The organism is Flavobacterium inviolabile (genome assembly GCF_013389455.1).
In the GTDB taxonomy this organism is placed as follows: domain Bacteria; phylum Bacteroidota; class Bacteroidia; order Flavobacteriales; family Flavobacteriaceae; genus Flavobacterium; species Flavobacterium inviolabile.
The window spans coordinates 153,145-167,257 of sequence record NZ_CP058278.1 but is presented as its reverse complement, the minus strand read 5'-3'; the positions used below and the strand labels follow the sequence as shown (position 1 = coordinate 167,257).

Genomic DNA, 14,113 nt, shown 5'->3' with positions numbered 1-14,113 from the left:
ATATATAAATATTGTAAAGGAAAGTTTTTAAATTTATTTTTTTATTGAAAAAAAATACTACAAAACTTTAAATATTAACTTTAAGAGTTAAACTTTTATAAGCCGTAATAATGTATCGCTTTTTGCTTTAATAGATTGGAACTCCATTCTGACCATTCATTTGTATAGGGATTGTATCCGCATTTTAACGGTTTTGAAAAAGGATTTTCAGGATTTTCAATATAAGCACGGCAATCGGTACAAATGTGACGAAACTCACAGTCTTTGCATACATCGATACTATCCTTATTGATTTGCCAGTATTTTTTAAAATCAGGGTTACTGAATACTTTTTTCAAAGATGTATTTTTAACGTTTCCGAAACTATCGTTCATGGACGGGCAGTTTTTTATATTACCCTCTTTGTCAATAGCTAATTTCCGATTCAGACAGGTATTGTTTTTTTGGGATTCGGTAAAGGTTTCGATGTTTATACTGAAAGTACTATGATGAATTATTCCACAGTGGTTTTCGGATGTGATTTTTTGTTTGATGGCCACTACAACACTAAAGCCGTAGTTTTCGTTTTGTATGATTTTATTTTCAGGTGATGAATGAATAGTTAGACTCCTTATTTTTTTATTATTGAAAACCCATTTAGCGAGTTTCTCATAAGAGAAATTATTAGAATTTTTGATGATTAAATCGATTGCTTTGATAAAACTACTATTGATGTCATGGATGATTTTGTCTAAAAAGAGCATGTCTACTTCATCAAAACAACGTATTTGGATATATCTGCAATTTGCAGGGATAAAAAAAGTATTGATTATTGCTTTTAAATCATGTCGGGAGTTTTTATCGAAATCCAATATTGCGTTTGAAATCGTAGCCGGATAATCGAATTCAAGACTTAATGCTGGAAAACGGGCTGCTTCATTTTTAGTACAATCAAATATAAATTCATGAAACTGTAATAGTTTTAAATAGTCTTTAAAAATCGCGAAATTATCGTTATCAAGCTTACTCCTTATCGTTCTCAAATCGAGTATTCCCTGCCGGTTGAATAAAGAAGCCAGACTGATTGGGATAAATACATATTTGATTCTTTGAAGGTCACAAATAATTGCCCTGTTTTTCCCCATTACAATCTGACAGTCCGTAAACAGTTTTATATAGTCCTTTTTCATTGTAATTTTGATAAATCAATTATTTTAGAAAATGGTTTGTAAAACGGTACAGCATTAAATGCTTTAGTCCCAAAGTGGCCAAATGCTATACTATGGGTTTCTTTTTCTGTTATAAGTTCAATATCCCAGTATTTTGCAATAAAGGGATATTTTTTTGGATTTTCTTTTATATCTCTTAATAGCTCTTTTTTAATTTTATCCATCAATAAGTATTTTTTTAGCAATTAAACGTTCTATGTAATAATTACAATGTCTGCTTAGCCATTGAAATTGTCCAATTGGATTGACTTCCAGAAAATAATACTCGTTTTTTGGAGTGCATATAATGTCAAATGAGCCGCAATTCAGGTTCAATTTTTTCATTAGCTTATGAAGTTTCTTTTCTAAATTGTCGGGTAATTTATAGGGAATACATCTGTTGGGGCGGATATAATCGTAGTTTCTGAAATCAATTTTTGTTTTTTCATTTTCCTGGCTGAATATCGCCATGCTTTTAAAAACTCCGTCAAGATAAAAGGATCGGATTTCATATTTTTTATCAATATATTTTTGAAAAAATGAAGGCATAAAATAAGAGGTGTTCTTAGGGATGTCTTCTATGGTAATTAATTTCGAATGTGTTGAAAATTTGACTGTAAAATTTCCGTGAATAAAATTTATAAATGGATTTTTTATTGGTTTGGTAATTACCGTAATATTATTGGAAACAAATTCGAATAATTCGGTTGATTTTTCAGTAATTAAAGTGTTAGGGATTTTAATATTCAATGATAAAGCCAGATAGAGCATATCAAGTTTGTTTACAAAATTATCTTTAAATCTATTAATCGTATTTGTAGTACTGTTGCTTTCTAAGAACTCCCGTATTGGCTGCATGGTTTCCTTGTGAACTTTACTTTGAATATTAGAGTAATTACCGGTATCTTTAAAAGGGGTGGTTAACTGGCCTCTCCTGTACCAAAAACAGTTTTGCTGGTCAAGATTTAGGGCATTGACAGTTATGGATAATTTGTTTTTATTACTCATTTCAAGGCTCAGTGAATTGATGGGGTAACTGTCGAAAAGGGTATTGACTATTAAATTGCGATCAAGATAATACAGCCAGGATAGTACATCATCTGTACTATAATCGTCACGCTCTGATTGAATTAAAATTTGTTTCATAATTTTATCGGCAGTCCCAGAAACCTGAAAAAAGTTTAAAGCCATATTTTATCTCATATTCTTTCTTTTTGTCATCAACCATTGTTGAAACAATAAACATTTTTTTTCGCATTGCATTTACTTCATCCAGGTTTATGTTTTTGAGGTATTCTAAAGATGCAGGATTTAAAAGATAAGTTCCTTTTAACTTTATTTTGTCGCAGTAATAGGGGAAATCTCTGTAGCGGTATGCATTGTCATGAATAAGGGCAACATCTCTTGGGTGAATATTTCCCTTTTTAATTTCGTTTAATAAAGTTTCTTTCATAAGATAAAAAGAACAGGGGTTGTGAACAAGAATGACTTGTGGCCATTCTGTTGATAAACTTTGTTCATCAGAACCCATATAGAAGAGTTCTTTATGTCTTTTTCGCTGTGGATATAAATCCAGATAAGATTTTCCAATTTCCTGAAATATGGTACTGTCCGCAATTCCGATTAACCTGTCTCCGGGAAAGCCCTTGTTTTTTATATATTCCTGAAGTTTTTGTGTTGTTTTATATACCGTATCTATATATTTTGGTTTTCGTTTATCTAATTGGTCTTTAATTGCGAGATAGTAAATGTCATTCAGATAATCAAAGTCAATTCTTGAAATATACTTTTTCCTGTTTTGGATATATGTTTTTTTGAGTTTAGGGTCTTTGTTTAATTTTTGTAACTCTTTTTTAAATAGAGGATAATATTTTAAATGTGCTATTTTTAAGCCTTGCTCGAATCCTTTTTCAATGTAAAAGCGATATGGCTTTTTTTCAAAAAAAGCTATTTGGGCGGCATTAATCAGGTCTTTAGTATATATAAAGTCATAATCTTTAAAAACCTGATTGTAAAAAAACAGGGAGCTATCCGTTTTGTGTTCAATAAAGTAAAGCTCCTCAGCTTTATTGATCAGCTTATGATAGTCTGTGTAATCCTTGGCTTGTGAGAAAACCAGGCAAGAGTAAAGACTAAGCAAGAATATTACTTTTTGTTTCATAAACAAGATATTTGAACAGGCAGTGTTAATGATCGTAACACTACCTGTTAATAGCTAAACGGATTAACAATCCCTATACCAAAAATCTCTTGGTGTACCTCCTCCGTCAACGGATCCTGTTTCATTTGTGCGGTAATCATAGCAGTCTGGGCTACCACCAATTGTCGTTGCTACTTTTACACCTCCAATAATGTTAAAAGCATTTTGGATTTCATTTTCTTTAAAGGATTGGAATTTATCCTGCCTTAAACTTTCTAATTTTTTCATGGTCTAAAAATTTTAATTAAACATTTTTTAAATAGGTTGGCTAGTACTAATCCTAAAACAACAATTAAAACTTATATATCTTTGGAAATGAATAAGTTTTGATCATAATTGTATGCAAATATGAATGTTAATTTTAATATATTTATGAAAATAGACTACTCAAAGACACTCAGTTAAATTAAAAAAAACAAAAAAGTACTAATGAGTATTAATGAGGTAGGAAAGAATTGTTTTTTTGAAAAGAAAAAAGACCAAAATAGCAACCATTATTTTGAATACACGGTCAAAATAGTGACATACTTTGCTAAAAAGAAATCATAGTTTTTACAAACCATTGATGAAAAGCTGGATCAACTAAGAAGGTGTTGATTTGATTAGGAAGGGAGGTATAATACCGGTCAAGAGAAAAAAAGTAACTGAAAGATAATGAGGATAAAGGGAGAATCATACATGCCCTATAGTGAGTATGATTTGAAAGTTAAAATTATTGAGGGATGCAGAAGAATTTATTAATTCTGGTACAAAACAGGATAATTATTATATTAACCTAAATTTAGATATTCATCCATATATCGGTATTTATTTTTTTTACTTTTTTTAGATCTATTGAAAAACCAGTCTTATTACTGATTACCCCAATTTTTTCTAATGATTTGTAATCTTTATCACCTTTCCATTTGGATATATACGGAGGTGTTCTGTTCGGTTTGTCCTTGTTATAGTTTCTGAAATCTACTGATGTTTTAGGGTCATTTTGAGAAAATATTGCACTTGAATAAAAGGTACCCATTAAGTAGAAAATCCTTAATTCAAATATTTTACTAATATGCTCCTGAAATAGGCTATAGGAAAATTCTTCTGGTAATATGTCGAATATTTCTTTGGTAACAATATTCGTTATTGAATTAAAAGATTTGTTTTTATTATAAATGAAAATTCCTTGAGAAAAATTTTTAGTAATAATTTTTGAATGTTTTCTCATAAAATGGGAAACCGCAATTCTTTTAGTGGTTATTAGGGTATCAGGAATTTTTAAACCAATAGTAGTCGCTAATTTCAAAACTTCTAATTTGTTTATGGATATGTCATTGTAATTATTGATTGATTTTTCTCGAATATAATTAGTAAAGAGTTTGTGAATTTCATTTGTTTCAACTTGTAAGTGTTTGTTAATCTGTTTAATGATTTTATTGTTTCCAACAATTTTATTGATGAAAATATTGTAATGACTTCTTCTATACCAGAAAGCAGTGAAATCGTATAGATAGTAGCTATTTTCATTAACCATAAACTCTATATTAAACTCAAAATCACTAATAGAGACCGATTTATATTTAATAATGTCATTAATCGAGATTCGTAAGAAAGAGATGTTATAATACCTTAACCAGTCAATTACATCATTAGTTGAAAAATCATCGGGAGAACTTAAAATCATTACCATCTAAATTGGGATTTAATTTTGTTCATAAAATCGGGGTCTTTCACTGGAATTTCATTATTGTTTTTTTTGAAATACTCAGGTATATCTTTAATATTGATCAAACCGAAAACTTGAAAACCATAATGTAGATATGAGAAGTTGTCGTAATTTCTAAAAATTATATAGGTAATCTGTTCTTTTAAATATGCCTTTTTGTAATATTGATAAAATAATTCCCAATAGTTATTGTAATTATCCTTAGCCTGTAAATTGTGAATTTCAATTATCCCGAAACTATTTTGAATCAAAGCGAAAGATTTACCATTTGGATAATTATTGTTTTTTTGAGTTATATTATATAAATCGACTGCGTTCTTGTAGAAGTATTTGGAAAGTATTTTTAATGTTTCCTTTTTTTGAATTGAGTCTAAACGAGGTATTTGAGAAATTTCAGCAGCAAAACCATTTACAAGCTGATCTTTCATTGCCAGCTCATTTAGTTTTCGCAAATCAAGCTGTTTTTCAAAATTATTTTCTAACCATTTTAAATGATATTTTAAAAACATTTTCTTAAACCATTTTGATAGATCACCGGTCATTATTGAATTATAGTATTTTTCTTTTCCGGTCATATAGGCTACATTAAATCCGAATTTTTCGACTAATATTGTCATTTCCTTTTTAAAATAAAGAATGTCGCCATGTTCAAAACTTTTGTTTAAAAAACGATACTTAATATCAGGTTCATAACCACTTAATAATTCTAATTTTAAAATATTGTTTTTGAGTTTAGAATATTCATTTTCATTGACATTGAGGTTGTTTAAAACATTTAAAATAGAATCTTGTATGAATAAATCTCTTTTATTTTGGCCTGCTGAATAAGACCAAATAAAAAATAAAAGTGTTATTTTGCATATGTTTTTCATCAATCTTGTAAAAAATAATGAAGAGGAAATCGTCCTCTTCATTTGTTAAATTTAACATTATAACGTTATTAGTTACAACCATCTTGGCCTACTTGTGTAGGTGTTGAATCGGTAAATACATCAGTGCTTCCAACATTGTCTCCACAATCTTGCCCGCCCATGGTACACTCCGTATCTCCAGTTGCTGCCGATTCTACCGATCCAAAACGACCGCCATTAATCTTTAGTTTAGATTGTTTAACAATTACTGCATCTTCAAATTTTTCAAATAATTTAGAACCAAATTTTTCCATAAATTATAAATTAAATTAATAAATACTACTTAGTTGAATTTAACTTATTCAGCAAATATCTTATAAGTTGTAGAATCATTTGAACGCTGTAATTCATCAACTCTTTAACTTAAGTATTGACTAAGTGCTAATCCTAAAAACAAGAACTAAAACTTATATATCTTTGGAAATGAATAAGTTTTAATCATAATTGCATACAAATATGCATGTTAGTTTTAATATATTTATGAAAATAGACTACTCAAAGACACTCAGTTAAATTAAAAAAAACAAAAAAGTACTAATGAGTATTAATGAGGTAGGAAAGAATTGTTTTTTTGAAAAGGAAAAAGACCAAAATAGCAACCATTATTTTGAATACACGGTCAAAGTAGTGACATACTTTGCTAAAAAGAAATCATTGTTTTTACAAGCTATTGATAAAAAGCTGAATCAACTAAGAGAGTGTTAATTTGATTAGGAAGGGAGGTATAATACCGGTCAAGAGAAAAAAAGTAACTGAAAGATAACGAGATATAAAGGGAGAATCATACATGCCCTATAGTGAGGTATGTATGATTCGAAAGTTTGTTGATTTTTCTTGAAATGGAAAGGGGGTGTGGTGTCAGATATACTTGTGTTTAATTCTGATAAACCAAAACCGTGTCTTCACGAAGCTGTTCGATCATTTGCTCGGCAAATAAAGAAAACTCCTGTAAGGTATATTCGGCAGGATAATGGTAGCCGTTTATAAAAGTTGCCGGTGTATAATGAATACTGTGGTTGTCACACCAGGTTCGATGCGCGGTCAGTAAATCCAGTGTGTGCTGATGAACCGGTACAGATCTGTTCTCCCATTGCGGAATATCTTTTTCATCAAACCATTCTTTTAAAATGGAGAGTGCGGTGTCTTTATTACCGGAATAGGCTTCCGAAAAACTGGCTGCGATTTTTGTCGCGACATTATCCGTTCGTTCAAACGGAACACTGAGAACAAAATTGATCTGAATATCGTTTCCGTGTTTTTCCAAAAGATTGTAATATGCCTTAAAGGCATCCGTACAATAGCCGCAAAGCGGATTGGTAACGGCGTTTATGGTTAATACCGGGTTTTTTGACCCAAAACTTAAAATATACTCCTGCGGAATACTGTTGTTCTTTTCCAGTTGTTTCTTGTGGAGTAAAGTGGAAAATAAACCCTGATTTCGTTTGAATTTCAGGAAATCGATTTTTGTTTTCTTAAGTGCAATACTTTTGGTTAAAAGCGCTTTGGTATAAAAGACCCCTAAATAGGTAAGTGTTATAATAAGGAGTGCTTTAAGAATATAGCTGCTATTAATCTCAAAAGGAGCGATGTTGCTAAAAACGGTTGCAATTTCGGCCAGTAATATTAAAACAATACCCAGGCACAAAGCACACCATTGTTTTAGAATAAACGCCTGACTGTATAGCGAAAAAAGCAATACCGGTATGGAGGAAAGTAAAAGTGCCGTAAAAAAGATACTGTCAAAACCGGCAAAAAGCAATATGAGGAATTGTGAAATAAAGAAAACCGCTGTGGCATTACTCAGTGAAATCACCCCTAAAAATTGTACCGATGAGGTAATGATCTTGGAACAGCTTCCTTTCTCGTTAAGGGAACTGCATATTCTGGAAGACAGGTTATCGTGAATTCCGAGTTCTTCCTTAATAATAAGGACGCTTAAAAAAATACCTAAAGCAGAAAGTACCCCTAATGCTGTAACCGGTAAGGAAAACGGAAAGGCAAATAATAATAAGGACAACACCAGCGCACAGCCGAAGGCAAGAAGTGTAGACGTTTCTCTTTTGGATTCCGGTTTTTCGTTTTTTTCAACAGCGATTATCGTTCCGGGCCAGATCTTTTTAAAATCGGGATAACTGTAGGCCGATTTTTTACCGTCGGCACTTTTGCATTTAATATGGCTTTTGGTCTTGTGAATGGAAACAATAACGTCTTTTTTGTCCACGTTGATTAAAGCCATAAAATATTCCGGTAACTGTTCCAAAGCATCCACCGGCACATTGGCTACCAGATTTTCTATTCCGAAATAGTCGAAAGTGTCGGAAACCGAACGAAAACTCGGATAATCTTCATGGGATAACAACTGAAGGTTTAAATCCTCTTTGTCTAAGAAATGCAGATTTTTATTTAGGAAATCATTTATAAGATTTAAAAAAGAGTGCATATCGTGATTATTTTAGTAATAAGTGAGAATTGTTTTATCAAAAATCATCATAAAGTGCGTGGCTCCAAAATTTTAAATGTTAATTTTTTTGATTATTTCTGTATATTTTAGAAATAAGAAACGAAAAAGACCGTGAAAAACCAGGTCTGGATGCGGTTTTTACAGTGGGAGAAATTGGATTGTAACAGTGCTTTTTAGATTTATACTGTTGGAATATAGTGTTTTATTGGCTAATGTCGGCCGGTGGAAACGATGCCTTAAAAACCGGGTTTGCTTTAAGACAGAAGCCGTAATTTATTTCTTAAAGAAAAAGAAGATTATGCCTGTTACAGGTGTTGTATCCCCATAAAATAATTGTGTTTTAGAAAACCAAAAATGTAATATTTAAAAAAATCATATACTTTTGCCGGACAAACAGTAGAAGTATGGCAAAGAATTTAGTGATCGTTGAGTCGCCTGCAAAGGCAAAAACTATAGAAAAATTTTTAGGAAAAGATTATCAGGTAGAATCAAGTTACGGGCATATAGCCGACTTGCCTTCTAAAGAAATTGGGGTGGATGTTGAAAATAATTTCAAACCAAAGTATGAAGTTTCTTCCGATAAAAAGGCTCTGGTTAAAAAACTTAAAGATCTATCGAAGTCGGCAGAAACCGTTTGGCTGGCTTCCGATGAGGACCGTGAGGGAGAAGCTATTGCATGGCATTTGGTAGAAGAATTGAAATTGGACCAGAGCAAAACAAAACGTATTGTTTTTCATGAAATTACCAAAACGGCAATACAAAAGGCAATTGAGAACCCAAGAGGTATTGATTATAACTTAGTGAATGCCCAGCAGGCGCGAAGAGTTTTAGACCGTTTGGTAGGATATGAATTATCGCCTGTTTTATGGAAAAAAGTAAAAGGAGGACTATCTGCCGGACGTGTTCAGTCGGTTTCCGTACGTTTAATTGTAGAACGTGAGCGTGAAATCCAGGGCTTTAAAGCCGAAGGATCGTATAGCGTTACTGCCGAATTTGCAAACGAAGCCGGAAAAACCTTTAAAGCAAAATTACCACACAACTTTGCAACAAAACAGGAAGCAGAAGCTTTCTTAAAACAAAATATCGGTTCCCAGTATAAAGTATCGGATCTGGAAACAAAACCGACTAAAAAATCACCAACAGCTCCTTTTACCACGTCAACATTACAACAGGAAGCGGCAAGAAAGCTGTATTTCCCGGTTGGTGTTACAATGATGATGGCGCAGCGTCTGTATGAGGCCGGATTAATTACCTATATGAGAACGGACAGTGTGAACCTGTCGCAGGAAGCGATGGCTGCTGCAGAAGCGGAAATCATCAAATCGTATGGTAAGGAATACAGCAAGCCCAGAAATTACGCTAACAAAAGCAAAGGAGCACAGGAAGCGCACGAAGCTATCCGTCCGACGGATATGTCGCGCCATACTGTGAATATTGACAGAGACCAGGCACGTTTGTATGATCTGATCTGGAAAAGAACATTGGCTTCCCAGATGAGTGATGCGCAATTAGAGCGTACGAATGTGAAGATCGAAGCAGGCAATCATAAAGAAATATTCGGGGCAATCGGAGAGGTATTACTTTTTGAAGGATTCCTGAAAGTGTATCTGGAAGGACATGACGATGAGGAAGAAGAACAGGAAGGGATGTTGCCGGCTTTAAAAGTAAATGAAAAGCTGACCAACAATTATATCACTGCTACGGAGCGTTTCACCCGTCCGCCGGCACGCTATACGGAAGCTTCGCTGGTTAAAAAACTGGAAGAGCTTGGCATTGGACGTCCGTCTACCTATGCGCCAACAATTTCTACGATTATTAATAGAAATTATGTAGAAAAAGGAAGCTTTGAAGGTCAGGAGCGTAAATATGCCCTGTTAACCTTAAGAGCCGGTGAGGTAAAAAGTCAGGAATTAAAAGAAAACTTCGGTTCCGACAAAGGGAAACTGGTTCCTACCGATATCGGTATCATTGTAAATGACTTCCTGGTTAAGAATTTTGAAACCATTTTAGATTATAATTTTACGGCAAAGGTAGAGCAGGACTTCGATGAGATTGCTGCCGGAAATGAAGACTGGGCGATGATGATGCGTGATTTTTATAATCATTTCCATCCTACCGTTAAAAATGTAGAAGAAAACGCCGAGAGAGAATCCGGGGAACGAATCCTGGGAACGGATCCGAAATCCGGTAAACCGGTGAGTGTTCGTTTAGGGAAATTCGGGCCGATGGCTCAGATTGGCGATGTTGATGACGATAACAAACAATTTGCAAGCTTGCGTCCGGAGCAGAATATCGGAAGCATAACGCTGGAAGAAGCGCTTAACCTGTTTTTACTGCCTAAAAATTTAGGTACCTATAAAGGAGAAGAAGTAGAGGTAAATAACGGTCGTTTCGGACCGTATGTGCGTTTCGGAAGTGCTTTTATTTCGTTGCCAAAAGGCGAAGAACCTTTGGATGTTACGTTAGAGCGCGCTATGGAACTGATCAAAGAGAAAGAACAGGCAGATGCTCCTATCGGGACGTATAAAAATGAGCCGGTACAAAAAGGAGTGGGCCGTTTCGGACCTTTTATCAAGTGGAACGGTATGTTTATCAACGTTAATAAAAAATACAATTTTGATAATTTATCACAATCGGATCTTGTGGAGCTGATTGAAGAGAAATTACAGAAAGATATCGATAAGGTAATTCACAATTGGGAAGAAGAAGGGATCCGTGTTGAAAAAGCAAGATGGGGACGTTCTGTAATCCTGAAAGGAAAGGTTAAGATTGAGCTTTCCAAAGATGTCGATGCCGGAAAAATGACACTGGAAGAAGTGAAGGAGTTGATTGAGAAGAAAGCACCGGCTAAAAAAACAGCAGCGAAGAAAACGACTGCGGCGAAAAAACCGGCAGCTAAAAAAACAACTACTAAAAAGAAATAAAAATGGCATTTGATTATATTCAGCCGGTTGATGCTGACTTTTTAGAATTTATTCAGGGCCTTAACGTGCAAACGTTGGGGAGAAAAGTGGTTTTTCATACAGAAACGGATTTTCCGAATATTGAAAACGCTGCCATTGCCATTATCGGAGTGCATGAAAACAGAGGCTTTGAAGGTCATAATGAACATACGGATCTGACTGCTATCCGAAAAGAATTTTACAGCCTTTTCCCGGGAAACTGGGATGCACAGATCGTAGATTTAGGAAATGTGGTGGCAGGAAGTTCTTCTGAAGATACTTATTATGTGCTGCGTACTGCGGTGGCACATTTGATAAAAAACGGCGTTATCCCGATCGTTATAGGTGGTTCTCAGGATCTGACCTATGCCATTTACAGAGCCTACGACCAGTTGGAGCAAATGGTAAATGTAGTAGCAATTGACAGTAAGTTTGATTTTGAAAAAGATGAAGAGCAATTAGCGGCGCATTCTTTTCTGACCAAAATGATCGTGGAAGAGCCTAATAATTTGTTTAACTATAGTAATGTCGGTTATCAGACCTATTTTAACTCACAGGAAGAAATTGATCTGATTGAAAAACTGTATTTCGATGCCTACCGCCTGGGTGAGATTTGCAATAACTCAACCATTGCAGAACCTGTTTTCAGGGATGCCGATCTGGTGAGTTTGGATCTTACATCGGTAAAATCAAGCGATTCCGGGAACTTCACACAGTTTATTCCAAATGGATTTAACGGTAAGGAAATCTGCGTGCTTTCGCGTTATGCGGGAATTAGCGATAAGGTAACTTCTTTTGGTGTTTTTAACCACAATAATTCGAAGAGTGAAGCCGTTCTAATCGGACAGATTATCTGGTATTTTATTGAAGGATTTCACTACCGTTCGAAAGAATATCCTTTTGGCAGCCGTGAGGACTATTTGAAGTATATCGTGCCGCTGGAAGACGAAGAGTTAATCTTCTATAAAAGCGATAAAACGGAGCGTTGGTGGATAGAAATACCTTTTTTAACAAGTTTTAACAATAAATTAAAAAGAAACACGTTATTACCTTGCACATATGAGGATTATCTAGGTGCCACAAACCATGAGATTCCAGAGCGTTGGTGGAAGGCGCAAAAGAAAAATATGGTATAATTGTTTAAAAAACGGTTATTTAAAGCCTAAATTGTGTTTTATTGTTTTTTTTAAGTTTTTTTTAATAAAATCTTTGTTTTTTAGAAAATAAATAAATAGGTTTACGCCCTTAAAAATATAAATACTATTAACCCAAATTTATATGAAGAAGTTCATTGCATTAACAGCTGTTGTATCATTGTTTTTCAGCTGTGGTTCTAACGACAGAGGTGAGCTGGTAGGAGTTAAAGGAAAGAAATGGCATCCGGAAAAGCCGTATGGTATGACTTTAGTTCCTGGTGGCGCTTTTATCATGGGTAAGTCAGATGATGATTTAGCTAACGTTCAGGACGCACCGACAAAAACGGTAACAGTTCGTTCCTTTTACATGGATGAGACGGAAATTACGAATAGTGAATATCGTCAATTTGTCGAATGGGTAAAAGATTCTACAATCCGTGTGAGATTGGCTATTTTAGCTGATGAGCAAGGGATGAAGCCAGGTACTGGTGGTAACAAAGGAGGAAGCATCGGTGACTTTGCTTTCAGTGACCAGGATCCTGCAAAAATGTCTGCATACGACAAATATATGTATGAGAATTATTACAGCGTAGGTACGGATGAAGATCCGTATGCTGGAAGACGTCTTAACAGAAAAGTGAAGTTGCATGCTGACCCTCAGAAATACCCGGATGAGTATTATGTTGAGGTAATGGATTCACTTTATTTACCAGCGAGTGAATCATACAACGGTTTGAGAACTTTCGACGTGTCGAAGTTAAAATTCCGTTATACCTGGATGGACATTCAGGCGGCTGCTAAAGATAAGAGCACTACAAGCAGCAGATCTAAAAGAGGTAAATTCATTAAAACAGAAAACCAGTTGATTTATCCGGATACAACCGTTTGGATTAAAGACTTCGCGTATTCTTATAATGAGCCAATGCACAATGACTATTTCTGGCACCAGGCTTACGGGGATTACCCTGTAGTTGGAGTTAGCTGGAAACAGGCTAAAGCTTTTTGTGCTTGGAGAACATTAAATAAAAACTCTTATATCAAAAAGAAAAAAGGAAGAGATCAGGTAAACTCTTTCCGTTTACCAACTGAAGCAGAGTGGGAATACGCTGCAAGAGGTGGTCTGGAATCTGCAGCTTATCCTTGGGGTGGACCGTATACTCACAATGATAGAGGATGTTATTTGGCAAACTTTAAGCCAAGCCGTGGAGATTATGCAGCAGACGGTGCTTTATACACTGTTGAAGCTAAATCATACGAGCCGAATGATTTCAACCTTTACAACATGTCTGGTAACGTAGCCGAGTGGACAGATTCATCTTATGATGCTGCAGCTTATGATTACGTATCGACAATGAATCCAAATGTACCGGATGCTAAAAACCAACGTAAAGTGGTACGTGGTGGATCCTGGAAAGATGTTTCTTACTACTTACAGGTAGGTACCCGTAACTTCGAATATGCAGATACGGCAAGAAGCTACATCGGATTCAGAACAGTTCAGGATTACATGGGAGCTCAGGCAACCGGAAACAGACCCAACTAATTATCAGAATCATTCAACTTAACTC

Annotated in this window: 12 protein-coding genes; 3 read left to right on the top strand and 9 right to left on the bottom strand. The window is 34.5% G+C overall.

Annotation, left to right across the window (positions count from 1 at the left end; genetic code table 11):
• Positions 1-95: 95 nt before the first annotated feature.
• The 9 genes from gwsS to HW120_RS00665 form a co-directional block, all read right to left on the bottom strand.
• Positions 96-1,169 carry a grasp-with-spasm system SPASM domain peptide maturase gene (gene gwsS / locus HW120_RS00705; RefSeq protein ID WP_177729977.1) on the bottom strand — a complete coding sequence of 358 codons (1,074 nt, stop codon included), beginning with the start codon at positions 1,167-1,169 and terminating at the stop codon, positions 96-98.
• Complete coding sequence (locus tag HW120_RS00700; protein WP_177729976.1) at positions 1,166-1,372, bottom strand: hypothetical protein; 207 nt, start codon at positions 1,370-1,372, stop codon at positions 1,166-1,168. Before HW120_RS00700 ends, gwsS begins: the two co-directional genes overlap by 4 nt.
• Positions 1,365-2,333 (bottom strand): grasp-with-spasm system ATP-grasp peptide maturase, encoded by a 969-nt coding sequence (gwsG, locus tag HW120_RS00695; RefSeq protein ID WP_177729975.1) that lies wholly within the window; start codon positions 2,331-2,333, stop codon positions 1,365-1,367. The genes HW120_RS00700 and gwsG overlap by 8 nt, the downstream gene beginning before the upstream one ends.
• A gap of 4 nt (positions 2,334-2,337) precedes the next feature.
• Complete coding sequence (locus HW120_RS00690) at positions 2,338-3,348, bottom strand: hypothetical protein (RefSeq protein WP_177729974.1); 1,011 nt, start codon at positions 3,346-3,348, stop codon at positions 2,338-2,340.
• A gap of 63 nt (positions 3,349-3,411) precedes the next feature.
• Positions 3,412-3,615: a hypothetical protein gene (locus HW120_RS00685; RefSeq protein ID WP_177729973.1), complete on the bottom strand. Its 204-nt coding sequence runs from the start codon at positions 3,613-3,615 to the stop codon at positions 3,412-3,414.
• 553 nt (positions 3,616-4,168) lie between these two features.
• Positions 4,169-5,059 carry an ATP-grasp domain-containing protein gene (locus HW120_RS00680; protein ID WP_177729972.1) on the bottom strand — a complete coding sequence of 297 codons (891 nt, stop codon included), beginning with the start codon at positions 5,057-5,059 and terminating at the stop codon, positions 4,169-4,171.
• The gene (locus HW120_RS00675) at positions 5,053-6,009 is read right to left on the bottom strand and encodes a hypothetical protein (RefSeq protein WP_177729971.1); all 957 of its coding nucleotides are present in this window, start codon (positions 6,007-6,009) and stop codon (positions 5,053-5,055) included. Before HW120_RS00675 ends, HW120_RS00680 begins: the two co-directional genes overlap by 7 nt.
• 26 nt (positions 6,010-6,035) lie before the next feature.
• A complete protein-coding gene (locus HW120_RS00670; RefSeq protein WP_177729970.1) occupies positions 6,036-6,260 on the bottom strand; it encodes a hypothetical protein in 225 nt (74 codons plus the stop codon).
• A 620-nt stretch (positions 6,261-6,880) separates the two neighbouring features.
• Entirely contained in the window at positions 6,881-8,446 is a 1,566-nt protein-coding gene (locus HW120_RS00665) for a vitamin K epoxide reductase family protein (RefSeq protein ID WP_177729969.1), read from the bottom strand.
• Between the two features lie 425 nt (positions 8,447-8,871).
• On the opposite strand from HW120_RS00665, the gene topA reads away from it, so the two are divergent.
• From topA to porK, 3 genes are all read left to right on the top strand, one after another.
• A complete protein-coding gene (gene topA / locus HW120_RS00660) occupies positions 8,872-11,391 on the top strand; it encodes a type I DNA topoisomerase (protein WP_177729968.1) in 2,520 nt (839 codons plus the stop codon).
• A 2-nt stretch (positions 11,392-11,393) separates the two neighbouring features.
• Positions 11,394-12,545: a formimidoylglutamase gene (locus HW120_RS00655; protein WP_177729967.1), complete on the top strand. Its 1,152-nt coding sequence runs from the start codon at positions 11,394-11,396 to the stop codon at positions 12,543-12,545.
• 142 nt (positions 12,546-12,687) lie between these two features.
• Positions 12,688-14,088 carry a T9SS ring complex lipoprotein PorK/GldK gene (gene porK, locus HW120_RS00650; RefSeq protein WP_177729966.1) on the top strand — a complete coding sequence of 467 codons (1,401 nt, stop codon included), beginning with the start codon at positions 12,688-12,690 and terminating at the stop codon, positions 14,086-14,088.
• Positions 14,089-14,113 lie beyond the last annotated feature (25 nt).

Bases quoted from the DNA above. Each gene is read 5' to 3' on its own strand.
- HW120_RS00665 (WP_177729969.1), bottom strand. From the start codon at position 8,446: ATGCACTCTTTTTTAAATCTTATAAATGATTTCCTAAATAAAAATCTG.
- HW120_RS00680 (WP_177729972.1), bottom strand. From the start codon at position 5,059: ATGGTAATGATTTTAAGTTCTCCCGATGATTTTTCAACTAATGATGTA.
- topA (WP_177729968.1), top strand. From the start codon at position 8,872: ATGGCAAAGAATTTAGTGATCGTTGAGTCGCCTGCAAAGGCAAAAACT.
- HW120_RS00685 (WP_177729973.1), bottom strand. From the start codon at position 3,615: ATGAAAAAATTAGAAAGTTTAAGGCAGGATAAATTCCAATCCTTTAAA.
- HW120_RS00675 (WP_177729971.1), bottom strand. From the start codon at position 6,009: ATGAAGAGGACGATTTCCTCTTCATTATTTTTTACAAGATTGATGAAA.
- HW120_RS00655 (WP_177729967.1), top strand. From the start codon at position 11,394: ATGGCATTTGATTATATTCAGCCGGTTGATGCTGACTTTTTAGAATTT.
- HW120_RS00670 (WP_177729970.1), bottom strand. From the start codon at position 6,260: ATGGAAAAATTTGGTTCTAAATTATTTGAAAAATTTGAAGATGCAGTA.
- gwsS (WP_177729977.1), bottom strand. From the start codon at position 1,169: ATGAAAAAGGACTATATAAAACTGTTTACGGACTGTCAGATTGTAATG.
- HW120_RS00690 (WP_177729974.1), bottom strand. From the start codon at position 3,348: ATGAAACAAAAAGTAATATTCTTGCTTAGTCTTTACTCTTGCCTGGTT.
- HW120_RS00700 (WP_177729976.1), bottom strand. From the start codon at position 1,372: ATGGATAAAATTAAAAAAGAGCTATTAAGAGATATAAAAGAAAATCCA.
- gwsG (WP_177729975.1), bottom strand. From the start codon at position 2,333: ATGAAACAAATTTTAATTCAATCAGAGCGTGACGATTATAGTACAGAT.
- porK (WP_177729966.1), top strand. From the start codon at position 12,688: ATGAAGAAGTTCATTGCATTAACAGCTGTTGTATCATTGTTTTTCAGC.